The sequence below is a fragment of the Pseudomonas sp. ok272 genome (genome assembly GCF_900109995.1).
GTDB lineage: Bacteria > Pseudomonadota > Gammaproteobacteria > Pseudomonadales > Pseudomonadaceae > Aquipseudomonas.
In genome coordinates this window covers 94,729-118,014 of record NZ_FOCB01000002.1, presented here as the reverse complement: position 1 = coordinate 118,014, position 23,286 = coordinate 94,729, and the positions used below count along the sequence as shown (strand labels likewise).

15 protein-coding genes and 1 pseudogene are annotated in these 23,286 nt (G+C 62.0%); 9 read left to right on the top strand and 7 right to left on the bottom strand.

Going from position 1 to position 23,286, the window contains the following annotated elements:
• Window positions 1-10: 10 nt before the first annotated feature.
• From BMW74_RS03435 to BMW74_RS03420, 4 genes and pseudogenes are all read right to left on the bottom strand, one after another.
• Window positions 11-991 carry an AAA family ATPase gene (locus tag BMW74_RS03435; RefSeq protein WP_093413704.1) on the bottom strand — a complete coding sequence of 327 codons (981 nt, stop codon included), beginning with the start codon at window positions 989-991 and terminating at the stop codon, window positions 11-13.
• Window positions 992-1,003: 12 nt separating this feature from the next.
• A pseudogene (locus tag BMW74_RS03430) lies at window positions 1,004-1,228 on the bottom strand (hypothetical protein); the annotation flags it as partial.
• A 136-nt stretch (window positions 1,229-1,364) separates the two neighbouring features.
• Window positions 1,365-2,768 carry a DUF1254 domain-containing protein gene (locus BMW74_RS03425; protein WP_093413701.1) on the bottom strand — a complete coding sequence of 468 codons (1,404 nt, stop codon included), beginning with the start codon at window positions 2,766-2,768 and terminating at the stop codon, window positions 1,365-1,367.
• 31 nt (window positions 2,769-2,799) lie between these two features.
• On the bottom strand, window positions 2,800-3,564 hold the full coding sequence (locus BMW74_RS03420; RefSeq protein WP_371911737.1) for a hypothetical protein: 765 nt from the start codon (window positions 3,562-3,564) through the stop codon (window positions 2,800-2,802).
• A 689-nt stretch (window positions 3,565-4,253) separates the two neighbouring features.
• On the opposite strand from BMW74_RS03420, the gene BMW74_RS03415 reads away from it, so the two are divergent.
• The 9 genes from BMW74_RS03415 to BMW74_RS03375 all read left to right on the top strand — a co-directional run bounded on the left by BMW74_RS03415 (window position 4,254) and on the right by BMW74_RS03375 (window position 19,183).
• A complete protein-coding gene (locus BMW74_RS03415) occupies window positions 4,254-4,664 on the top strand; it encodes a hypothetical protein (protein WP_093413694.1) in 411 nt (136 codons plus the stop codon).
• A gap of 144 nt (window positions 4,665-4,808) precedes the next feature.
• The gene (tpx, locus tag BMW74_RS03410) at window positions 4,809-5,309 is read left to right on the top strand and encodes a thiol peroxidase (RefSeq protein ID WP_093413691.1); all 501 of its coding nucleotides are present in this window, start codon (window positions 4,809-4,811) and stop codon (window positions 5,307-5,309) included.
• Window positions 5,310-5,485: 176 nt separating this feature from the next.
• Window positions 5,486-6,796 carry an MdtA/MuxA family multidrug efflux RND transporter periplasmic adaptor subunit gene (locus tag BMW74_RS03405; protein WP_093413688.1) on the top strand — a complete coding sequence of 437 codons (1,311 nt, stop codon included), beginning with the start codon at window positions 5,486-5,488 and terminating at the stop codon, window positions 6,794-6,796.
• Window positions 6,793-9,888, top strand: a complete 3,096-nt coding sequence (locus BMW74_RS03400) for an MdtB/MuxB family multidrug efflux RND transporter permease subunit (RefSeq protein WP_093413685.1) — start codon at window positions 6,793-6,795, stop codon at window positions 9,886-9,888. The genes BMW74_RS03405 and BMW74_RS03400 overlap by 4 nt, the downstream gene beginning before the upstream one ends.
• A gap of 136 nt (window positions 9,889-10,024) precedes the next feature.
• Window positions 10,025-13,129, top strand: a complete 3,105-nt coding sequence (locus tag BMW74_RS03395; protein ID WP_093413682.1) for an efflux RND transporter permease subunit — start codon at window positions 10,025-10,027, stop codon at window positions 13,127-13,129.
• Window positions 13,126-14,619: an efflux transporter outer membrane subunit gene (locus BMW74_RS03390; RefSeq protein WP_093413679.1), complete on the top strand. Its 1,494-nt coding sequence runs from the start codon at window positions 13,126-13,128 to the stop codon at window positions 14,617-14,619. Before BMW74_RS03395 ends, BMW74_RS03390 begins: the two co-directional genes overlap by 4 nt.
• Before the next feature lie 221 nt (window positions 14,620-14,840).
• On the top strand, window positions 14,841-16,922 hold the full coding sequence (locus BMW74_RS03385) for a putative bifunctional diguanylate cyclase/phosphodiesterase (RefSeq protein ID WP_093413677.1): 2,082 nt from the start codon (window positions 14,841-14,843) through the stop codon (window positions 16,920-16,922).
• A 129-nt stretch (window positions 16,923-17,051) separates the two neighbouring features.
• Complete coding sequence (locus BMW74_RS03380; protein WP_093413674.1) at window positions 17,052-17,798, top strand: SDR family oxidoreductase; 747 nt, start codon at window positions 17,052-17,054, stop codon at window positions 17,796-17,798.
• Between the two features lie 506 nt (window positions 17,799-18,304).
• Window positions 18,305-19,183, top strand: coding sequence for a hypothetical protein (locus tag BMW74_RS03375; protein WP_093413671.1), 879 nt, complete (start codon window positions 18,305-18,307; stop codon window positions 19,181-19,183).
• A gap of 251 nt (window positions 19,184-19,434) precedes the next feature.
• On the opposite strand, the gene mapR is transcribed toward BMW74_RS03375, so the two are convergent.
• The 3 genes from mapR to BMW74_RS03360 form a co-directional block, all read right to left on the bottom strand.
• Complete coding sequence (mapR, locus tag BMW74_RS03370) at window positions 19,435-20,844, bottom strand: GntR family transcriptional regulator MpaR (RefSeq protein ID WP_093413668.1); 1,410 nt, start codon at window positions 20,842-20,844, stop codon at window positions 19,435-19,437.
• Window positions 20,845-21,008: 164 nt separating this feature from the next.
• Complete coding sequence (gene ccoG, locus BMW74_RS03365) at window positions 21,009-22,421, bottom strand: cytochrome c oxidase accessory protein CcoG (protein ID WP_093413665.1); 1,413 nt, start codon at window positions 22,419-22,421, stop codon at window positions 21,009-21,011.
• A 214-nt stretch (window positions 22,422-22,635) separates the two neighbouring features.
• Window positions 22,636-23,256 (bottom strand): LysE family translocator, encoded by a 621-nt coding sequence (locus BMW74_RS03360; RefSeq protein ID WP_093413662.1) that lies wholly within the window; start codon window positions 23,254-23,256, stop codon window positions 22,636-22,638.
• Window positions 23,257-23,286: the final 30 nt, after the last annotated feature.

Here is a 23,286-nt window from a genome sequence, read left to right as displayed (position 1 = left end):
GGTCGATGCCTCAGGCCGGGATCGCGACTTTATCGAGCAGGCGCTCGAGCACCTGATCGGCCGTGACGCCATCGGCCACGGCGTCGTAGCTCAGTTGCAGGCGGTGGCGCAGCACCGGGTGGACCACGGCGCGCACGTTGTCGGGGGTGACGAAGGTCTGGCCCTGCAACCAGGCATCGGCCCGGGCACAACGGTCCAGGCCGATGCCGCCACGGGGGCTGGCGCCAATGGCGATCCAGCGGCCGAGGTCGGCGTCGTAGTCGCCCGGATTGCGGGTTGCATTGATCAGGTCGATCACATAGCGGTCGATGGCCGGCGCGACGCTCACCGCGCTGACTTCGCGGCGGGCAGCGAAGATCACCTCTTGCGACAGTTCAAAGCTCTTGCTCGGCGCCGTCGTGGCGCCTGCGGCCTGTTCTTCTTCGCGCAGCAAACGCAGCACCTGGCTTTCGTGGTCGGCGCTGGGGTAGTCGAGCAATACCTTCATCAGGAAGCGGTCCATCTGCGCTTCGGGCAGTGGGTAGGTGCCTTCCTGTTCGATCGGGTTTTGCGTGGCGACCACGATGAACAGCTCTGGCAACACGTGGCTGGCCCCGGCCACGGTGATCTGCCGTTCTTCCATGGCTTCGAGCAACGCGGCCTGGACCTTGGCCGGGGCTCGGTTGATTTCGTCGGCCAGGATCAGGTTGCCGAACAGTGGCCCGGGCTGGAACTGGATCTGGTTCTGGCCATCGACCTGGTGCAGCACTTCGGCGCCGGTGATGTCCGAGGGCAGCAGGTCGGGGGTGAACTGGATACGGCTCACCTTCGCGTCCAGGTGCTTGGCCAGCGCCTTGACGGTACGGGTCTTGGCCAGCCCCGGCAGGCTTTCGAGCAACAGATGCCCGTTGGCCAACAGGCCGAGGATGATCTGGCGAATGACCGGCTCCTGACCTAGCACCGCTTCGGCAATGCTAGCTTGCAGGGCGTTGATGTCAGTGAGCGCTGTCATGGCACGGTCCTTTTAGAACATGAACGTCGGGATGACCGGGATAAACGATAGACGCACATTCCAGCGGCTACTGATCAGATCATCCGGGTGAATGGCTGAGTATTGGAGCTCGCCGGAGATGCGCACCGGCAACTTGCCGAAGTTGAAGAGGCGCCCGGCGCCCAGGCCAATTGGGAACGTCACCTTGTTGCCGTCCTCGGCCTTCCAGTTGACGGTGACGTTGGGGGTCATGCCGACATCCGTGATTGCATGTGTATCGATGGCATCGGCATGTCGCGGCTCACCAGGCGTACTGCAGGCGCAAGGCCCAGGCGTGAAAAGGAACCCATTCTGTTGCTCCTTGCTTGAAAGTGGGTCGGCTGGGCCGGTTGGATCAATTAATCGGGGTCAACGGCGGTAGTTTCCATTGGCCACTGGTGACTTCAGGCGTAGGCAGGTACATGCGCAAGATCGCGTAGAACGGCCCGGCCGGGGCCGGCAGCCAATTGCTGCGCTGATCCTTCAAGGGCTCGGAATGCTGCAGGTACAGGGTCAGGCCGCCGTCGGCGTCACGCTTGAGTTGGGGCAGCATGCGCGAGTTGATCAGGTAGCGTTTCTTGTGGTTGTTCACCAGCAGTTTGGTCTTGGCGTCGTACATGGTCAGGGACCAGAAGGCGTCGGCCGGTGGCAGTTGGTCCTTGGCGAAGTGCAGGGTGTAGCTGTGGCGCGCGCCATTGGCAGGCTTGCCCGTGCTGTCGACGAAGTAACTCATGTACGCCGCTTCATCGCCCGAGTTGCCGAAGATGCCCATGTTGGCGCCGGCGTAGCGGTACAGGTAGTTGTTGTTCAGGTGGTCGCGGGTACCGAAGAAATCACCGCTGGTGATTTGGTGGGTATCGACCTTGTCCTTCTTGAAGGCGGCGAACTCGGCCTTGCCATCGTTGATGCCGTCGTCCAGGGCCTTGCGCTGTTCGGCGGTCAGGGTTTTGAGGTCGAACGGTTGGCCGGCGACGATGCCGATCTTGGCGAAGCGTGCCAGCAACGCCTGCTCGGAGTCCTGGGGCGGGGCGAAGGCCAGCATGAAGTTCAGGTAGCGGAACAGCTCCGGGCTGTCGGTCATGGTGGCGGTAGGTTTGAGCCAGTCGATCTTCGTGGCGGTAGCCGCAGCGGGTTGCTTGAGGTACTCGCTCAGGGGTTGCACCTTGTAGCCATGCTGGATGCGCTTGATCTTCTCCAGGTCCTTTTCATCGAACAACTGGGTGCGATACAGCGCATAGGCGATGTTGCTTTCGCTGCGGATCACCCGGTCGATGTTGACCGGCTGCTGGCCCTTCCAGTCGGGGCCGACGATCATGAAGTGTCCGCCCTTGTTGCCAGTGCTGCGGGTGCCCAGGTAGGCGAAGTTCTGGGTGTAGAGGTCGATCAACTGCACCGAGTAGTAACGCTCTTCGGCGATCTGCGGCAGGGTCAGGATCAGCGGTTCGGCACGCAGGTCCATCCACACGAAGGAATACGGCGTGTCGGAGTTCGGCGTAATGATTGCGGTGTCTTTGGGGGTGAACACCTTGGCGGTGTTACCAATGTGGTTGAACGGCGCCTTGAAGTTTGGCCCGCCCTTGTCCACGGCCTGGGCGTAGAGGGTCTTGTACATCTCCACCACGGGGAAGCCGTACAGGTAGGCCTCCTTGGCGATCCCACGCGCTTCTTCGGGGCTGGCGCTGAAGTCTGCCCAGGCGCTGGCGCTCAGGAGTAACGAAAGGCCTGCAAGCAACAGGCGGGTAGGTTTTTTAGGCGTCATTGCACAGTCCTGTCCAGAAGCGCGTTGGAGTTTATTTGCCGAAGGTCACGTTGATCCCGGCGAGCAGGGTGAATTGCGGCAGGCCGTCGCCCTTGCGCTCGACCGTCCACTGCGGTTCGAGGTAAGCGTTGAGGATGTTGCTGCCAGCTTTCCAGGCCTTGCCGGCACCCAGGCCGATGGGGATGTAATGGGTGTCGTTCTTCAGGTCGAAGGTCCAGGTGCCGGTCGAACGCAAGTACCAGCCACCGGGCAGGTTATGGATCAGGAACGGCTGCAAGGTTGCGCTTTCGACATGGGCGCGGTCGTGGTCGCCGGCGAACGAGCTTTGGTACTGCACCAAGGCACCCAGCAGGCCACGGGGGGATGAGTCGATGGCGATGGCGGCCAGGCCGGCCTGCCATTTGCCGGTGCCCAGTTCATCCTGCTCGGCGGTCGGCGCGGTGATCTGCGGGCCGATGCCCAACTGCACGCCTTCGGTCTTGAGCAGGAAAATATCGAACAGGTTCAGATCGCCGATGCCCGTGCTGTAGCCATTGTGTGGGTCGGGGCGGGTGCTGATGGGCAGCGTTGCGCGAAACAGCTGCGGAACACCGATGAAGTCATTGGGGGCCATGGGCAGGGCACCCCGCAATAACGCGTCATTGGTGTGGACATTGGTGTCGTAGAGTTTGGGGGTGTAGTAATCCTGAAGGTTCAGGCCGGGAGCCAGGCTCAGCGGGTTGTTACTTTTGTTGGCCGTTTCGCCATTGTCGGCCATGGCATTGCAGGCAGGCGCCAGCGCAGCGGCCATGAGCATGGCTTTTAATGCATCTCCCTTGAGCATCTTTCCCCCGTTCCCTTGATAGCTTCGTAACCGTTACGACACGAGTGGTCGATTAGTTGTAATACTTGTTCTAGCGTACTGTAAGACGTATCTGATGAAGTTAGCATTAAACACCGTAGTAGCCAGTTCGCGGGGTTTTTTATTTCGTTTTGTGTGCGTGTTCACCTAAATCGTGTGAACACCGAACAGCAATGAACTCACCGGTTTGTGCGGCAAACCCATATGAAACGAGCGCCAGGCCGCGTCGCCTTGTGTGCGCTGCAAGAGGGTCATTCATGCCCGTTATAGGTGCCGGCCAACGTCCGTGGCGAGCACGCTCGCTCGCCACAGGTGTTCTTCGACGGTGGGATGCCCTTGAGCGAGCAGCAGGCCAGGGTTGTACGCCGGCCGCGTGGGGGTGTGCGGCGAATCTTTAAAAGTTACGTCGAAACAGGCAGCGGTTACGGGTGTGATGTTGCTGTTATGTCGGGCGGGGCTTTAGGTGTCTATAGGTGTTAAGTGTTGGTTGTTAGATGTAGGTGACATAGGTTGTTTATATTGCGAGATAGTGATTGTTAAGGGGTGCGTGAGAGGATGCTGTTTCGAAAGTAATTGTCCGTAAAGTGTGCGGGTGATTAATGTTCGTTACTCACTTTAAATCTACATAATAGGTGTCACTTACAATGAGCGAATTAACCACCGCGACGACCACTTCTTCCGTCGCACCTGGCCGGGCCTTCCCATCTCCGGCGGCATTGGGCGCCGACTCTGGCGTGACCATTGTTCCCAACGCCAGGGGCGGAAATACCTACGGCATCAATGATGTCCATGGCAGTTTTATCCCGACGTTCACCACCTCCAAAGACCTTATTGATATGCGCGTGGCGTTGGCAAAGGCCGGGGTGAACGTATTGAACTTCAAAGAGACGGATCCAGCGAGTGTCAAAAACCCGGGTGATGGATTTGTCAGTTATATAGCGGGCAACCAGGCGAGTTATATTGTGGTCTTGGGGCAGAGCAATAAGTTGGGGGTGACGGTAACGGTCAATGGGTTTGTGCGTCTGGGCGATATTGTCGATTCGGGATGGGATTGAAACTATCCACGCCTCATGGGGCTCGGGCGGTCGCGGTCTTGGAATAATTTGGCAAAACCCCGGATAGGCGTCCAGGCGCCTTTCGTGGTTAACTTCGGCTCCTTGCGAATCACCCAGACCCCACCACTTAGAAGGACTCCGCTCATGGCTCAAGTCACCCTCAAAGGCAACCCAGTCCAAGTCAACGGCCAACTGCCCCAAGCCGGTTCCAAGGCGCCAGCCTTTTCCCTGGTCGCCGGCAATCTGGCTGACGTGACCCTGGCGAGCTTTGCCGGCAAACGTAAAGTGTTGAACATCTTCCCAAGTGTCGACACCCCAACCTGCGCCACCTCGGTACGCACATTCAATGCCCAGGCCAACGACGTGGCCAACACCGTGGTGCTGTGCATCTCGGCTGACCTGCCGTTCGCCCAGGCGCGTTTCTGCGGCGCCGAAGGCCTGGAAAACGTCCAGAACCTGTCCACCCTGCGTGGCGCCGAGTTCATTGAAAACTACGGCGTCGCCATTGCCGACGGTCCGCTCAAGGGCCTGACCGCGCGCGCCGTAGTCGTGCTGGATGAAAACGACAACGTGCTGCACAGCGAACTGGTCAAGGAAATTGCCGAAGAGCCGAACTACGCCGCCGCGTTGGCTGTGTTGAAGTAAGCGCGTTTGCAATTATTCACGGCCTGGCTCTGTCCAGGCCGTTTTTGTTTGTGCTTCAGTTGCTTAGAAACATCTTGTAAACGTCAGTTGAAGGTAAATAGCCGGTAAAGGCGCTTTGCTTACGCGCAACAAGTGCTTATCGTTCAGCCTCCCGTGCATAGTTGCCCACGCGCCCAATGGTTGATCACTCAATGCAATCCTCTGCTTCCCGTAATCCTCGTCGCTGGCTGTTCGGCCTGCTGGTCCTGTTGCTCATTGCCGGCTTGTGCTGGAAGTTCTGGCCAGGCACCGCGAGTCACCAGGAGGGTGCGACCACCAAGGCGGCTGCCGGCCATACCGGTCGCTCCGGTGCGATGCGCCCGGGGTTTGGCGGGGCCACGGGGGCGGTGCCGGTGCGTGTCGCGCCGGTGGTGCAGGGGGATTTCCCACTGTACTACAAGGCGCTGGGCACCGTGACGGCGCTCAACACCATCAATGTGCGCAGCCGGGTGGGCGGCGAACTGGTGAAGATTGCGTTCGAAGAAGGGCAGATGGTCAAGGCTGGCGATTTGCTGGCCGAGATCGACCCGCGTCCGTACCAGAACGCCTTGCTCCAGGCCGAAGGCGCGTTGCTGCAGAACCAGGCGCTACTGCAGAACGCCCAGGTCGACCTGCAACGCTACCGTGAGTTGTTCGCCCAGGACAGCATCGCCAAGCAGACCCTGGACACCGCCGCGTCCCTGGTCGGCCAGTACCAGGGCACGGTCAAGACCAACCAGGCGGCGGTCAACGACGCCAAGCTCAACCTTGAGTTCACCAGGATCCGCGCCCCGATCACCGGGCGCATCGGCCTGCGGCAACTGGACGTCGGTAACCTGGTGGCGGCCAACGACACCACGTTCCTGGCGGTCATCACCCAGACCCAGCCGATCAGCGTGGTGTTCACCCTGCCGGAGAACAGCCTGGACGTGGTGCTGGCCCGCTATCGCGCTGGCGCCAAGTTGCCCGTCGAGGCCTGGGACCGGGGCGACACCCAGTTGCAGGCCACCGGCGTGCTGCAAAGCCTGGACAACCAGATCGACACCACCACCGGCACCCTGAAGCTCAAGGCGCGCTACGACAACCGTGACCAGGCGCTGTTTCCCAATCAGTTCGTCAACGTCCACCTGCTGGCCGACACCCTCAAGGGCGTGTTGCTCGCACCTTCGGCGGCCATTCAGTTCGGCACCAACGGCACCTTCGTCTACGCGCTGGACGGCGACAAGAAAGTCGCCATCCGCCCGTTGAAGATCGGCGTCAGCGACGGCGATCGCACGGTGATCAAGGAAGGCCTGAAGGCCGGTGATCGGGTGGTCCTGGAAGGCACCGACCGCCTGAAAGAGGGCAGCGAAGTCGAAGTGGTCCATGACAGCAGTGAAGTGCCCGTGACCCCGGCGGCCGACGTGCTCGGCCAGGCGAGTCCCACCGCGCCACAGGCCAACGGCAAGGCGCATAAGGTCGGCGCATGAACATCTCGCGCCTGTTTATCCTGCGCCCGGTCGCCACCACGTTGAGCATGCTGGCGATCGTCCTGGCGGGGCTGATTGCGTATAAGCTGCTGCCGGTGTCGGCCTTGCCCCAGGTCGACTACCCGACCATCCGGGTCATGACCCTCTATCCCGGCGCCAGCCCGGACGTGATGACCAGCGCTGTCACCGCGCCGCTGGAGCGCCAGTTCGGGCAAATGCCGGGCCTGACCCAGATGGCCTCCACCAGTTCCGGTGGTGCCTCGGTGCTGACCCTGCGCTTCAACCTCGACATCAATATGGACGTCGCCGAGCAGCAGGTGCAGGCGGCGATCAACGCCGCGACCAACTTGCTGCCCAAGGACCTGCCGGCACCGCCGGTGTACAACAAGGTCAACCCGGCGGACACCCCGGTGCTGACCCTGGCCATCACCTCCAAGACCATGCTGCTGCCCAAGCTCAATGACTTGGTCGACACGCGCATGGCGCAGAAAATCGCCCAGATCAGCGGCGTCGGCATGGTCAGCATCGCCGGCGGCCAGCGCCAGGCGGTGCGGATCAAGGTCAACCCCGAGGCCCTGGCGGCCAACGGCCTGAACCTGTCGGACGTGCGCACCCTGATCGGCGCGTCCAACGTCAACCAGCCCAAGGGCAACTTCGACGGCCCGACCCGGGTGTCGATGCTCGATGCCAACGACCAGTTGACCTCGCCCAAGGACTACGCCGAACTGATCCTGGCCTACAACAATGGCGCGCCCTTGCGCTTGAAAGACGTGGCACAGATCGAGGACGGTGCGGAAAACGAGCGCCTCGCCGCCTGGGCCAATGAAAACCAGGCCGTGCTGCTGAACATCCAGCGCCAGCCCGGCGCCAACGTCATCGAGGTGGTCGACCGGATCAAGGCCCTGTTGCCGAGTATCACCGACAACCTGCCGGCCGGCCTCGATGTCATCGTCTTGACTGACCGCACCCAGACTATCCGCGCCTCGGTCAAGGACGTGCAGCATGAACTGCTGATCGCCATCGCCCTGGTGGTGATGGTGACGTTCCTGTTCCTGCGCCGGGCCAGCGCCACCCTGATCCCGTCGATTGCCGTGCCGTTGTCGTTGATCGGCACCTTCGGCGTGATGTACCTGGCCGGCTTCTCGGTGAACAACCTGACCCTGATGGCCTTGACCATCGCCACCGGCTTTGTGGTGGACGATGCCATCGTCATGCTGGAAAACATCTCGCGCTACATCGAGGAGGGCGACAGCCCGATGCAGGCGGCGCTCAAGGGCGCCAAGCAGATCGGCTTCACCCTGATTTCCCTGACGCTGTCGCTGATCGCGGTGTTGATCCCGCTGTTGTTCATGGCCGACGTGGTGGGGCGCCTGTTCCGCGAGTTCGCCATCACCCTGGCGGTGGCGATCCTGATCTCGCTGGTGGTGTCCCTGACCCTGACGCCGATGATGTGCGCGCGGTTGCTCAAGCGCGAGCCAAAACCCGAGGAGCAGAGCCGTTTCTACCGCCTCAGCGGGGCCTGGATCGATTGGCTGATCGCGGTCTACGGGCGTCAGTTGCAGTGGGTGCTCAAGCACCAGCCGCTGACCCTGATGGTAGCTATCGGCACCCTGGGCCTGACGGTGTTTCTCTATGTGGTGGTGCCCAAGGGCTTTTTCCCGGTGCAGGACACCGGGGTCATCCAGGGGATTTCCGAGGCGCCGCAGTCGATTTCCTTCGCCGCCATGAGCCAGCGCCAGCAGGAACTGGCCAAGATCATCCTGCAAGACCCGGCGGTGCAGAGCCTGTCGTCCTACATCGGTGTGGACGGCGACAACGCCACCCTCAACAGCGGGCGCCTGCTGATCAACCTCAAGCCCCACAGCGAGCGGGATGACAGCGCCAGTGAAGTGATCGGCCGCCTGCAACCGCAAGTGGACAAGCTGGTGGGCATTCGCCTGTTCATGCAACCGGTGCAGGACTTGACCATCGAGGACCGGGTCAGTCGGACCCAGTATCAGTTCAGCATGTCGTCACCGGATGCCGCACTGCTGAGCCTGTGGAGCGAGCGCCTGGTCGAGGCCCTGGCCAAGCAGCCACAACTGACCGACGTGGCCAGCGACCTGCAGGACAAAGGCTTGCAGGTGTACCTGGTGATCGACCGCGATGCAGCCTCGCGTCTCGGCGTGACGGTGGCCAACATCACCGATGCGTTGTACGACGCCTTCGGCCAGCGGCAGATTTCCACCATCTACACCCAGGCCAGCCAGTACCGCGTGGTGCTGCAAGCCAAGGACGGCGAGAAGATCGGCCCGCAGGCGCTGGAGCAGATTCACGTCAAGACCACCAGCGGCAACCAGGTCCGCTTGTCCAGCCTGGCCCGGATCGAGGAGCGCCAGGCGCAACTGGCCATCGCCCACATCGGCCAGTTCCCGGCGGTGATGATGTCGTTCAACCTGGCCCCCGGCGTGGCGTTGGGGCAAGCGGTCGAGCTGATCAACCAGGTGCAGAAGGACATTGGCATGCCGGTGGGCGTGCAGACCCAGTTCCAGGGCGCTGCCCAGGCGTTCGAAGCCTCGCTGTCGAGCACTTTGCTGCTGATCCTGGCGGCGGTGGTGACCATGTACATCGTGCTCGGCGTGCTCTACGAGAGCTACATCCACCCGATCACCATTCTTTCCACGTTGCCCTCGGCGGCGGTCGGCGCCTTGCTGGCGTTGATCCTCAGCGGCAATGACCTGGGAATGATTGCGATCATCGGCATCATCCTGCTGATCGGCATCGTCAAGAAGAACGCGATCATGATGATCGACTTCGCCCTCGACGCCGAACGCAACCAGGGCATGGACCCGGCGCAGGCGATCTATCAAGCGGCGCTGCTGCGTTTCCGGCCGATCCTGATGACCACCCTGGCGGCGTTGTTCGGCGCGGTGCCGCTGATGTTGGCCACCGGCTCCGGCGCCGAGTTGCGCCAGCCGCTGGGCCTGGTGATGGTCGGCGGGCTGCTGGTCAGCCAGGTGCTGACACTGTTCACCACGCCGGTGATCTACCTGTACTTCGACCGCCTCGGTCGGCGCTGGCGCAAGGCCGACACGCAAGAGGTGTCGGTATGACCGGCTGCTGCAACGGTGTGAGGTACCTCCCTTGTGGGAGCGAGCCTGCTCGCGAAAGCGCCATGCCAGCCGCTGCCTGTGTTGAATGTGACGGCCTCTTCGCGAGCAGGCTCGCTCCCATCCAGAGCGGCCGTCGATGAACCTGTCCGGACCTTTCATCAAGCGCCCGGTAGCGACCATGCTGCTGAGCCTGGCGATCATGCTGCTGGGCGGGGTGAGTTTCGGCCTGCTGCCGGTGTCGCCGCTGCCACAAATGGACTTCCCGGTGATCGTGGTGCAGGCCAGCTTGCCCGGGGCCAGCCCCGAGGTCATGGCCTCCACCGTGGCGACGCCCTTGGAGCGCTCCTTCGGCGCCATCGCCGGGGTCAACACCATGAGCAGCCGGTCGAGCCAGGGTTCGACCCGGGTGATCCTGCAGTTTGACCTCGACCGCGACATCAACGGCGCCGCACGGGAAGTGCAGGCCGCCATCAACGCCTCGCGCAACCTGTTGCCCAGCGGTATGCGCAGCATGCCCACCTACAAAAAGGTCAACCCGTCCCAGGCGCCGATCATGGTGCTGTCGCTGACCTCCGATGTCCTGGAGAAGGGCCAGCTCTACGACCTGGCTTCAACAATTCTGTCGCAAAGCCTGTCCCAGGTGCCGGGCGTGGGCGAAGTGCAGATTGGCGGCAGCTCGCTGCCGGCGGTGCGGATCGAGCTGGAGCCGCAACTGCTCAACCAGTACGGCGTGGCCCTGGATGACGTGCGCAATGCGATTGCCAACGCGAACGTGCGCCGGCCCAAGGGCTCGGTGGAGGATGACCAGCGGCTGTGGCAGATCCAGGCCAACGACCAGTTGGAGAAGGCCAAGGACTACGAACCGCTGATCATTCACTACAACAACGGCTCGCCACTGCGCCTCAAGGATGTCGCCAAGGTCACCGACGGCGTCGAGGACCGCTACAACAGCGGCTTCTTCAATGACGACGCGGCCGTGTTGCTGGTGATCAACCGCCAGGCCGGGGCCAACATCATCGAGACGGTCAACCAGATCAAGGCCCATCTGCCGGCGCTACAAGCGGTGCTGCCGGCCAGCGTCAAGCTCAACCTGGCGATGGACCGTTCGCCCGTGATCAAGGCCACGCTGCATGAGGCGGAGATGACCCTGCTGATCGCCGTGGCCCTGGTGATCCTGGTGGTGTTCCTGTTCCTCGGCAACTTTCGCGCCTCGCTGATCCCGACCCTGGCGGTGCCGGTGTCGCTGGTGGGCACGTTTGCGGTGATGTACCTGTATGGGTTCTCCCTCAACAACCTGTCTCTGATGGCGCTGATCCTTGCCACCGGGTTGGTGGTGGACGATGCCATCGTCGTGCTGGAGAACATCTCCCGGCACATCGACGAGGGCGTCGCGCCGATGAAGGCCGCGTACCTGGGGGCCCAGGAAGTCGGGTTCACCTTGCTGTCGATGAACGTCTCGCTGGTGGCGGTGTTCCTGTCGATCCTGTTCATGGGTGGGATCATCGAGAGCCTGTTCCGGGAGTTCTCCATCACCCTGGCGGCCTCGATTGTCGTCTCCCTGGTGGTCTCGCTGACCTTGACCCCAATGCTCTGCGCCCGCTGGCTCAAGCCCCAGGCACCGACCGAGAACCGCTTGCAGCGTGGTAGCCGCCAGGCCAACGAGTGGATGGTCAAGCACTACGCGACCAGCCTGGACTGGGTGCTGCGCCATCCGCGCCTGACCCTGTTCAGCCTGTTCCTGACCATTGGGGTCAACGTCGCGTTGTACGTGGTGGTGCCCAAGACCTTCCTGCCGCAACAGGACACCGGCCAGTTGATCGGCTTCATCCGGGGCGACGATGGCCTGTCGTTCAGTGTGATGCAGCCGAAGATGGAAACCTTCCGCCGCGCGGTGTTGAAGGATCCGGCCGTGGAAAGTGTGGCCGGCTTCATTGGCGGCAGCAACGGCACCAACAACGCCTTCATGCTGGTGCGCCTCAAGCCGATCAAGGAGCGCAAGCTCTCGGCGCAGAAGGTCATCGAACGCATCCGCAAGGAAATGCCCAAGGTGCCCGGTGCGCAGTTGATGCTGATGGCCGACCAGGACCTGCAATTTGGTGGCGGGCGCGAGCAGCAGTCGTCGCAGTACAGCTACATCCTGCAGAGCGGTGACCTGGCGTCCCTGCGCGAGTGGTACCCGAAAGTGGTCACCGCGCTCAAGGCCTTGCCGGAATTGACCGCCATCGACGCCCGCGAAGGTCGCGGTGCGGCGCAAGTGACCCTGGTGGTCGACCGCGACCAGGCCAAGCGCCTGGGGGTGGACATGGACATGGTCACCTCGGTGCTGAACAACGCCTACAGCCAACGGCAGATCTCCACCATCTACGACAGCCTCAACCAGTACCAAGTGGTGATGGAGGTCAATCCCAAGTACGCCCAGGACCCGATCACCCTCAATCAGGTGCAGGTGATTACCGCCGCCGGGGCGCGGATTCCGTTGTCGGCCATTGCCCACTACGAAAACAGCCTGGAGAACGATCGTGTCAGCCACGAAGGGCAATTCGCCTCCGAGAGCATTTCCTTCGACATGGCCGAAGGGGTGACGGTGGAGCAGGGCGGGGCTGCCATCGAGCGGGCGATTGCCAAGCTCGGCTTGCCCGAGGAAGTGGTGGCCAAGATGGCCGGCACCGCCGACGCCTTTGCCGCGACGCAGAAGAGCCAGCCGTGGATGATCCTGGGTTCGTTGCTGGCGGTCTATCTGGTGCTGGGGGTGCTGTATGAAAGCTACGTGCACCCGCTGACCATTCTGTCGACGCTGCCGTCGGCCGGGGTCGGTGCGCTGCTGTCGATCTATGTGCTGGGTCAGGAGTTCAGCCTGATTTCGCTGCTGGGGCTGTTCCTGTTGATCGGGGTGGTGAAGAAAAACGCCATTCTGATGATCGACCTGGCGCTGCAACTGGAGCGCCAGCAAGGCATGTCGCCGCTGGAGTCGATCCGCAGCGCCTGTCTGCTGCGCTTGCGGCCGATCCTGATGACCACCCTGGCGGCGATCCTCGGCGCCGTGCCGTTGCTGCTCAGCAGTGCCGAAGGCGCGGAAATGCGCCAGCCACTGGGCCTGACCATCATTGGCGGGCTGATCTTCAGTCAGGTGCTGACCCTTTTCACCACTCCGGTGGTTTACCTCTATCTCGACCGTCTGCGCCATCGGGTCAACCGCTGGCGTGGGGTGCGTACCGATGCTGCCCTGGAAACTTCGCTATGACTGACCGTTGCCCACTCAACCTCGACAATCCGCCGAGCCAGCGCCTGGTGACGGCCCGCGGCTCGCGGCTGCTGAGTGTCTCGCTGTGCGTTGCGATGCTCAGCGCCTGCGCCGTCGGCCCGGACTATCAACGCCCGACGGTGGCCGAGCCGGCGCAGTTCAAGCAGGCCGAAGGCTGGCGCCAGGCCAATCCCAGTGATTCGCTGAGCCGTGGCGCGTGGTGGGAGCTGTATGGCGATGCGCAGCTCAACGGCCTGATCGAACAGCTCAACCGCGCCAACCAGACCGTGGCCCAGGCCGAGGCCCAGTACCGCCAGGCCCAGGCACTGGTGGCCAGCTCGCGCGGAGCGTTTTTCCCCACGATTGACCTGAGCGCCGGCAAGACCCGTTCCAGCCAAGGCACCGGCAGCAGCAGTTCAAGCCTGAGCAGCTCCAGCAGCGGCATCCGCGACACCTACAACGCCCAGTTGGGGGTGAGTTGGGAGGCCGACATCTGGGGCAAGCTGCGCCGCGGCCTGGAGGCCGACAAGGCCAGCGCCCAGGCCAGCTTCGCCGACCTGGCGGCCATGCGCCTGAGCCAGCAATCGGAGTTGGTGCAGAACTACCTGCAGCTGCGAGTGATCGACCAGCAGAAGCGCTTGCTGCAGGCCACCGTGGATGCCTATCAGAAGTCCCTGCAAATGACTGAAAACCAGTACCGCGCGGGGGTGTCCGGCAAGGACGCGGTGGTCCAGGCACAGACCCAGCTCAAGAGCACCCAGGCCGACATGATCGACCTGATCTGGCAGCGGGCGCAGTTCGAGAACGCGATTGCGGTGCTGATGGGCCAGGCCCCGGCCGCGTTCAGCCTGGCTGAGACCCAGGTCATTCCGGCCTTGCCCCAGGTGCCGCTGAGCGTGCCATCGCAACTGCTGGAACGACGCCCGGACATCGCCTCGGCCGAGCGCTCGGTGATCGCCGCCAACGCGCGGATCGGCGTGGCCACGGCCGCCTATTACCCGGACGTGTCCCTGAGCATGTCCGGCGGCTACAGCAGCAGTACCTCCAAAGACCTGTTCAGCCTGCCGAACCGCTTCTGGTCGGTGGGGCCGAAGCTGGACTTGCCGCTGTTCGACGGCGGCCAGCGCTCGGCGGAAGTCGACCGCACCGAGGCGGTGTACGACCAGACCGTGGCCAAGTACCGCCAGACCGTGCTCGACGGCTTTCGCGAGGTGGAAAACTACATGGTCCAGCTCAAGGTCTACCAGGACGAAGCCGCTGTGCGCCAACAAGCCCTGGACGCGGCCCGTGAATCCCTGCGTCTGACCCTGAACCAGTACAAGGCCGGCTTGATCGCCTACCTCGATGTGGTGGTGGTGCAGGCCACGGCCCTGAACAACGAGCGCAACGTGCTGAGCCTGCAACAGAGCCAATTGATCGCCAGCGTGCAGTTGATTGCAGCGCTGGGCGGTGGCTGGGATGGGCAGCTACAGACTGCTGAACAACCCTAGCGCCAGCACCCGCCCCTGTCGGAGCGAGGCTTGCCCGCGAAAAGACCGGCACACACCCTTACACCCTGTAAGGGCATGTTCAGCCTTGTTACATGTTTTCCGCGAAAATGCTGGCCTTTTGATGACTTTTTCGGTGCGTTCGCCAACGGAATCAGTACAATCGCCGACTTTAGCCTCGTGAGCATGGACGCAAGAAACGCGGGGTATCTGCGAGAAGTCCCATGCTCATCGGTAGCTATTCCCCCGCCCTCGTTCTGATCTCTCTATGCGTGGCCATCCTCGCTTCCTACACCGCCTTGGACATGACCGGGCGCATTGCCACGGCCAAGGGGCGGGCGGTTCATTTATGGACCGGCGGCGGCGCGCTGGCCATGGGCGTGGGGGTCTGGTCGATGCACTTCATCGGCATGCTGGCCTTCGACTTGCCCATCGACCTGGGCTACGACATGGGCATCACCGTGTTGTCGTTGGTGATCGCCATCGTGTCGTGCGGCTTTGCCTTGTGGCTGGTCAGCCAGGAGCGTTTGCCGATCTGGCAACTGGCGTTCGGCGCCTTGATCATGGGCGCCGGGATCAGTGCCATGCATTACACCGGCATGGCAGCCATGCGCATGACCCCCGGTATCGACTACGACCCGACGCTGTTTGGCGCCTCCCTGATGATTGCCATCGGGGCCTCGGCCGCCGCGTTGTGGATCGCGTTCCACCTGCGCCAGAACACCCCGCACGTACGCCTGGCGCGGGCGGGCGCGGCGGTGGTCATGGGCATTGCCATCGTCGGCATGCATTACACCGGGATGGCGGCGGCACGCTTCCCCGATGGCAGCTTCTGCGGTGCAGCCATCGATGGGTTGAGCGGCAAGGGCCTGGACAACCTGGTGCTGGTGACGACCCTGGCGGTGTTGAGTATCGCCTTGCTGACTTCGGTCCTCGATGCGCGCCTGGAGGCGCGCACCGCCGAGCTGGCCAATTCCCTGACCCTGGCCAACCGTGAACTGACCCAGTTGGCCCTGCACGACCCCCTCACCGAGTTGCCGAACCGGGTGTTGCTGGCCGACCGTATCGATCAGGCCATGCACTTGGTGCAGGAGCAGGGCGGGTGTTTTGCCCTGATGTTCATTGACCTGGACGGCTTCAAGCCGGTCAACGATGCCTTCGGCCACCACATGGGTGACCAGTTGCTGCGCGAAGTTGGCCTGCGCCTGCGTGAAGATTTGCGCAGCCAGGACACCCTGGCGCGGATCGGCGGCGATGAATTCGTCTTGCTGGTGCAGCTCGCCGAACCGGACGATGCCTTGCGCCTGGCGGCACGCCAGGTGGGGCTGATCTCGCGCGCGTTCCGGGTCGGTGAACACGACCTGCAGATCTCCGCCAGCGTGGGCATCGCGATCTACCCCGGCAACGGGCTGACGCCGCAAGAGCTGCTGATGAACGCCGATGCGGCGATGTACCACGCCAAGGGCACCGGCAAGAATGGCTACCGCTTCTTCGATGCGTCGATGAACAACGACGCTCGCCGGCAACTGCAACTGTTGCAGGACCTGCGCAATGCGGTGGAGCAGCAACAGTTCAGCCTGTATTACCAACCCAAGTTCTCCGCCGGCAACGGCCACCCGGTGGGTGCCGAAGCCTTGCTGCGCTGGGAGCACCCGACGCAGGGCCTGATGCTGCCGGACAGCTTCATCGAGCTGGCGGAAAAGACCGGCCTGATCATCCCGATTGGTGACTGGGTGCTCAACGAAGCGTGCCGGCAGATGCGCGTCTGGCACCTTCAGGGTTACACCGACTGGCGCATTGCGGTGAACCTGTCAGCCTTGCAGTTCTGTCACGCGGGGCTGGTCCAAAGCGTCGCCAAGGCCCTGGCCACCCACGGCTTGCCGGCCAACAGCCTGACCCTGGAAATCACCGAGACCACCGCCATGAGTGACGCCGACGCGAGCATGACGGTGCTGCAAGAGCTGTCGGCGATGGGCGTCGACCTGTCCATCGACGACTTTGGCACCGGCTATTCCAGCCTGATGTACCTCAAGCGCCTGCCCGCCAACGAACTGAAGATCGACCGCGGCTTTGTCCGTGACCTGGAACATGACAGCGACGACGCCGCCATCGTCTCGGCCATCGTCGCACTGGGCCAGGCCTTGGGCCTGAGGATCGTCGCCGAGGGGGTGGAAACCGGCATGCAGCAGGACTTCCTGACCCAACTGGGCTGCGATGCGTTGCAGGGTTACCTGTTGGGGCACCCGCTACCGGCCGAGCGGTTTATGGTCGATATCCTTCGGGCGGAGCAAGTGGCCGTCGTTTAAGCACAGCGCCAGTCAGCCCCGCCCGGTCTGTGGCGAGCAAGCTCACTCGTCACGGATGTCTGTTCAATTCCCCGCATGGACGAGTATTCTTGCGCGCAAGGTTTCAGCTCTGACCAGGGGGAGAGCAGCATGGACAAGGTCATCGTCATCACGGGCGGCAGCCGTGGCATTGGTGCGGCCACGGCGCTGCTCGCTGCCGGGCAAGGCTATCGGATTTGCATCAACTACCACGCCGACGAACAGGCCGCGATCAAGGTCCTGGAGCAAGTCCGGGCCTTGGGCGTCCAGGCCATCGCGGTGCGGGCCGACGTCAGTATCGAGGACGAGGTGATCAGCCTGTTCCACCGTGTCGACACCGAGTTGGGACGAGTCACCGCCCTGGTCAACAATGCCGGCACCGTCGGGCAGAAGTCTCGGGTGGACGAGATGTCCGAGTTTCGCATCCTCAAGGTCATGAAAACCAACGTGCTGGCGCCGATCCTCTGTGCCAAGCACGCGCTGCTGCGCATGTCGCCCAAGCATGGCGGGCAGGGTGGCAGTATCGTCAACGTCTCCTCGGTGGCTTCGCGCTTGGGTTCGCCCAATGAGTACGTGGATTACGCCGCCTCCAAGGGCGCGCTGGACGCGTTCACCATCGGCCTGTCCAAGGAAGTCGCCGGCGAGGGCATTCGCGTCAACGCGGTGCGCCCCGGCTACATCTACACCGATTTCCACGCCCTGAGCGGCGACCCGGACCGGGTCAGCAAGCTGGAATCGGGCATTCCCATGGCCCGAGGCGGGCGTCCGGAAGAGGTGGCCGAGGCGATCGTCTGGTTGCTGTCGGACAAAGCGTCCTATGCCACGGGGACTTTTATTGACTTGGGGGGCGGGCGCTAAACCGGCACCTGCGTATTCGTGTGCGGGTGTGTTTGGCACTCACACGTTTTATCAGTAGTCGTTGTCAATGAATGATGTATTGCGCCCACCGCGTACTTAATAGTTTAAGTGTGTGCTGCGGGCTTTTTTTGTGTTTGAAATTTTTAGTGGTGTATTGATAGGGGCTGGTTGTTGAGTCTTTAAAGAGGGGTGCGTTACGCTTGTTGTCGCCGGCGGTAAGTACGGTACTAACTGAAATAGCGGAGCGTAATGAATATGGATATTTATGATGATGAAGTGGCTTTTTGGGACAGTTGCGTAGTGAATTATCTGTACAGAAATTACGGGCCCACATCACACCCCAATTTGTTGGAGACAATGACAGACGTGGCCGATCAATTGGTTGTGCATCGGCGCAGACGAACGGTGATAAAAAGTGCCGAGCCAGAGGGTTCCGAGTAGTTGTGTTGGCTTTGAGTCGGTACATTTTTTGAATGGAATAGCGTTCTAAATAACAAGGATGTTTTATGAATAAGGAAGATATAGAAAAGTCGATAGCGGCCCACCTGTATATTGACGGCAAACCGTTGGTGCTCAACTATGAGTTGATGGAGCACCGATTGAAGCGGCCCCGGCTGACGCGTTCGCAGCGGGCTGAGTACATTCGTCAACGTGACAACGAGGGGGGATTTTTGACCGTTGCCGATGATGAGAATATAGAACCGCTCATGATTCACTTTCGCTCGGAACATGATCGTTATACGGCGCGTGTGGGGTCGGGTAAGTTCTGGGGCTACTTTCTGAGCATGGAAAACATGCGCGATGTGCGTGGGCGGAAACAGGACGTTCGGCACCTGGTGGCATTGGAAGAGAAGTCGATGCCAACGCGTTTTTTCATTGAACCGGTGGCGTCGGGGCTTATATGGTTAAGGAATGTCCGGAAAGATTTTCGGTTTAATAGCCTCCCCACGCATGTAGAACCACCAGAAGACCCCACCCTCGATCAACTTGAACTGTACCAAAAGTTGGGAGTGGCTTCCCGAGCTATGAGGACGTTTTACGCGGTAATCAATGATGCAGGGCTGGAGGATGCCCTGAACGATTTAAGGCCCGGTAGACTTCGTGAGTTTCTGTTGGCGTTGCCAGCGGTCGACGCGAAGAGTTCCATTGCGTTTGCGGAGATAGAAAAAGATCTGAAGTTTACCTACACGTTCTTAAGGTCGTACCACGACGAAATCAACGCCCCGACGTATCGCTACACCCAGGCTGGGCGCACGCAAGATTACCGGCAGCACTACTTCTCTGATTCATTTCTGGGGGCGGAAAATGTGATGTGGAATCCTCGTCCGCAGCCCATGACATTGGAGGTCGTGGCCAAAGGAGTGCGCTGGAGTACCGGTGATTGACCGGTGTTGGCGTCAACGAATGCTGCTAGTGTCCTGTCTCGGAAATAAGCTGTTCCCTTTTGACGGCACCTGTCGCCGCCATGCTGCGTTGCCACTCCTCGCCATAGCCCTGCTATGACTCGTCGCGGCGCCTTGCCTGGCAGCAACAGATGCTCGTCAAAAAGGTAACGTATTTCCAAGACAGGACACTAGGTACTCCCGCTTGATCCCGTAACCCTGCCGATGCCTGTCGGCAGGGTTCTTATCGCCCGTTAGAACGAGCGCACAATCCGCCCCAACGTTTCCATCGCCTTCTCGCTGTCCTCGGTCCACGGGCTGCCGTAGTTCAGGCGGATACAGTTGCGAAAGCGCTGGGTCGGGGAAAAGATCGGCCCCGGGGCGATGCTGATGCCTTGGGCCAGGGCCATCTGGAACAACTTCAGCGAGTCCATCTGCGCCGGCAACTCCAACCACAGGAAGTAACCGCCGGCCGGCTGGCTGACCCGGGTCTGGGCCGGGAAGTAGCGGGCGATGGCCGCGAGCATGGCGCTTTGCTGTTCTTCCAGGGCGTAGCGCAGCTTGCGCAGGTGGCGGTCGTAGCCGCCGTGTTGCAAGTAGTCGGCAATCGCCGCCTGGGCGGGCATCGAGGCGCACAGGGAGGTCATCAGCTTCAATCGTTCGATCTTCTGTGCGTAGCGTCCGGCGGCGACCCAGCCGATGCGGTAGCCGGGGGCCAGGCTCTTGGCGAACGAACCGCAGTGCATCACCAGGCCCTCGGTGTCGAACGCCTTGGCCGGTTTCGGCGCTTGCTGGCCGTAGTACAACTCGGCGTAGACATCGTCCTCGATTAACGGCACTTGGTGCGTTCGCAGCAGCTCCACCAACTCCTGCTTCTTGGCCTCGGGCATGGTCGCGCCCATCGGGTTCTGGAAGCTGGTCATGCACCAGCAGGCTTTGATCGGGTGGCGTTCCAGGGTTTGCGCCAGCACGCCCAGGTCGATGCCATCGCGCGGGTGCACGGGGATTTCCACGGCCTTGAGCTTGAGGCGTTCCAGCACTTGCAGGCTGGCGTAGAACGCCGGTGCCTCGATGGCCACCAGGTCGCCGGGCTCGGTGACCGCTTGCAGGCACAGGTTCAAGGCTTCCAGTGCGCCGTTGGTGATCAGCAGCTCCTCCATGGGCAGCATCAGGCCGCCGACCATGTAGCGCAGGGCGATTTGCCGGCGCAGTTGCGGGTTGCCCGGCGACATGTCGGTGACCACCACGCGCGGGTCCATCTCGCGGCTGGCGCTGGCCAGCGAACGTGACAGCCGTTGCAGGGGGAACAGCATGGGGCTGGGGAACGCCGAGCCGAAGGGCACGGTGTTGGGGTCCTTGATCGAATCCAGCACCGAGAACACCAGTTCGCTGACGTCGACTTCGGTGGACTCGTTGACCTGGCTGCTGATCACCGGCTCCGAGAACGGGCTCGGTGCATGGGTGTTGACGAAGTAGCCGGAGCGCGGCCGGGCGCGGATCAGGCCACGGCGCTCCAGCAGGTAGTAGGCCTGGAACACCGTGGACGGGCTGACGCCGTAGGTCTGGCTGGCGTAGCGCACCGATGGCACGCGCTGGCCGGGACCCAGGACGCCTGAGCGAATCAGTTCGGCAATGTCATCGGCGAATTTTTCGTAGCGTTTCATCGGGGACCTGGGTTGAGAAGTCTGAGGAACCAATGTGACCAGTGAGACCTGTGGGAGCGAGCCTGCTCGCGAAGCGGGTATGGATAGTGTCTGATTCAGCGCTTTCGCGAGCGGGCTCGCTCCCACAATGGTGCGTGTCTTAACCTGCCCGACATCTTAAAGGTTCAGCGATTCATCGGCGCAACAAACCGGCTCTTCGCCACGCTGTTGATCTGCGGCTCATCGCTGTCGGTGATCTTGAAACGGATCGTCTGCGAGCTGCTCTGGGGCTTGTCGGCGATCATCGCCACCGACACCGGTACATCGAGAATCTCCCCCGGGGTCAGGCTCAGTTCGGTCTTGCCCTGCAACTGGAAGCCGTCGCTGTCCACCAGTGACAGGCGATAGTCCTGGCGCTGCTGGGTCTTGTTGATGACCTTCAGGCTGTAGATGTTTTCGATCTGCCCCAGGTTGTTCTCGCGGAACAGGCCACGGTCCTTGCTCACGTCCAGCGACACCATTGGCCGTTCCATCAACGCCAGCGCCAGCGCGCCGATCATGATCAGCAGCACGGCGGTATAGCCGATCAAGCGTGGGCGCAGCAGATGGGTCTTGCCACCTTGCAACTGATGCTCGGAGGTGTAGCTGATCAGGCCAGGCGCGTAGCCCATTTTGTCCATGATCGAATCACAGGCATCGATACACGCCGCACAGCCGATGCATTCCATCTGCAAGCCATCGCGGATGTCGATACCGGTGGGGCAGACCTGGACGCACAGGTGGCAGTCGATGCAATCACCCAGGCCGGCTTCGGCCGGTTTCACGTCGCGCTTGCGCGGACCACGGTTCTCACCACGGGCAGTGTCGTAGGAGATGGTCAGGGTGTCTTTGTCGAACATCACGCTCTGGAACCGCGCATACGGGCACATGTGCATGCACACCGCCTCGCGCAACCAGCCGGCATTGATGTAGGTGGCGGCGGTGAAGAACAGCACCCAGAACAGGCTGACGCCAGCCATCTGCAGGGTCAGCAGCTCTTCGGCCAACGGGCGGATAGGGGTGAAGTAGCCGACAAAGGTCAGGCCGGTGAGTACGCTGATGGCCAGCCACATCGTGTGTTTGGCCGAGCGCCGCAACAGCTTGTTCAGGCTCCAGGGCGCAGCCGCCAGCTTGATCCGCTGGTTACGCTCGCCCTCGGTGACTTTCTCGCACCACATGAACAGCCAGGTGAACGAGCTTTGCGGGCAGGTGTAGCCGCACCACACACGGCCAGCGAACACGGTGATCGCGAACAGGCCAAAGGCACAGATGATCAGCAGCGCCGAGAGCAGGATGAAGTCCTGGGGCCAGAAGGTCGCGCCAAAGATGTGGAACTTACTCTCGGCCAAGTCCCAGAGCACGGCCTGGCGGCCGCCCCAGTTCAACCACACGGTGCCGAAGAAGGCAAGGAACAGCACGCCTGCGCCGGCGACACGCAGGGTTCGGAAAAAGCCAGTGAAACTACGGGTGTGGATCTGGTTGTCGCTGGATTTGGCCTTCATCTTTGGACGCGAAGGCTCGAATGTTTCTACTAATCGGACGGGGATTCTATCGCTCATGGTCTTTCGCTCATCAGCCTCCATCAGGCCGGTGAACTATGCGCGTCCAACTGTTTGCATAACAGACTCAGGTATTGGATTAAAAAGCGGATCAGATGCGCCTCCAGGCCGTCCCTGCGACAACTTGAAGCATCCCGGCCCACACGGTGCAGGCGCCTATATCAGGCGCCAGGTGGCGGCCGTGATCTGCCTCAGGGCAATCAACGATGCACCCTCAGACGCGTTTGGCCATCAGCAACACCGAGGCCGCCGCCGACAGCAGCCCGGCGCAGCAACGGTTGAAGATCCGCTTGCCCCGGGGTTCGGCGAACCAGCGGCGCATGTGCAGCCCCATGTAGGCGTAGGCGCTGATGGCGACGCATTCGAGCAACAGGAACAGTGCCCCCAGCAACGCGAACTGCGCGCCAATCGGCCGGGCGGGGTCGACGAACTGCGGCAGGAACGCGGTGAACAGGAGGATCGCCTTCGGGTTGCCGGCGGCTACGAGGAACTCCTGCCGCGCCAGGGCCAGCACGCCGATTGAACCACCACTCACCGCCCGCTCGGCCTCCGGGTTGGAGCGCCACAGTTGCCAGGCCAGGTACAGCAGGTACGCGGCGCCGACGATCTTGATCACGTAGAACAACCACTCCGACGTGCGCAGCACCACCGACAACCCGGCGGCGGCCAGGGCGATCATCCCGGCAAACGCCAACAAGCGCCCGATGCCGGCCGTGCAGGCCCGCCGGTAGCCATAGCGCGTGGTGTTGCTGACCGACAACAGGTTATTGGGGCCTGGGGCCATGTTCAGGGCGAAGCACGCGGGGATGAACAGCGAGAGGGTGGCCAGGTCCATAAGGAACGCTCCGGGAGTGGGAGCGTCATT

Coding starts and splice junctions, on each gene's coding strand:
- BMW74_RS03420 (WP_371911737.1), bottom strand. CDS start 3,564: ATGCTCATGGCCGCTGCGCTGGCGCCTGCCTGCAATGCCATGGCCGAC.
- BMW74_RS03380 (WP_093413674.1), top strand. CDS start 17,052: ATGGACAAGGTCATCGTCATCACGGGCGGCAGCCGTGGCATTGGTGCG.
- BMW74_RS03405 (WP_093413688.1), top strand. CDS start 5,486: ATGGTTGATCACTCAATGCAATCCTCTGCTTCCCGTAATCCTCGTCGC.
- BMW74_RS03385 (WP_093413677.1), top strand. CDS start 14,841: ATGCTCATCGGTAGCTATTCCCCCGCCCTCGTTCTGATCTCTCTATGC.
- BMW74_RS03400 (WP_093413685.1), top strand. CDS start 6,793: ATGAACATCTCGCGCCTGTTTATCCTGCGCCCGGTCGCCACCACGTTG.
- BMW74_RS03395 (WP_093413682.1), top strand. CDS start 10,025: ATGAACCTGTCCGGACCTTTCATCAAGCGCCCGGTAGCGACCATGCTG.
- BMW74_RS03435 (WP_093413704.1), bottom strand. CDS start 991: ATGACAGCGCTCACTGACATCAACGCCCTGCAAGCTAGCATTGCCGAA.
- tpx (WP_093413691.1), top strand. CDS start 4,809: ATGGCTCAAGTCACCCTCAAAGGCAACCCAGTCCAAGTCAACGGCCAA.
- BMW74_RS03425 (WP_093413701.1), bottom strand. CDS start 2,768: ATGACGCCTAAAAAACCTACCCGCCTGTTGCTTGCAGGCCTTTCGTTA.
- BMW74_RS03390 (WP_093413679.1), top strand. CDS start 13,126: ATGACTGACCGTTGCCCACTCAACCTCGACAATCCGCCGAGCCAGCGC.
- mapR (WP_093413668.1), bottom strand. CDS start 20,844: ATGAAACGCTACGAAAAATTCGCCGATGACATTGCCGAACTGATTCGC.
- BMW74_RS03375 (WP_093413671.1), top strand. CDS start 18,305: ATGAATAAGGAAGATATAGAAAAGTCGATAGCGGCCCACCTGTATATT.
- BMW74_RS03360 (WP_093413662.1), bottom strand. CDS start 23,256: ATGGACCTGGCCACCCTCTCGCTGTTCATCCCCGCGTGCTTCGCCCTG.
- BMW74_RS03415 (WP_093413694.1), top strand. CDS start 4,254: ATGAGCGAATTAACCACCGCGACGACCACTTCTTCCGTCGCACCTGGC.
- ccoG (WP_093413665.1), bottom strand. CDS start 22,421: ATGAGCGATAGAATCCCCGTCCGATTAGTAGAAACATTCGAGCCTTCG.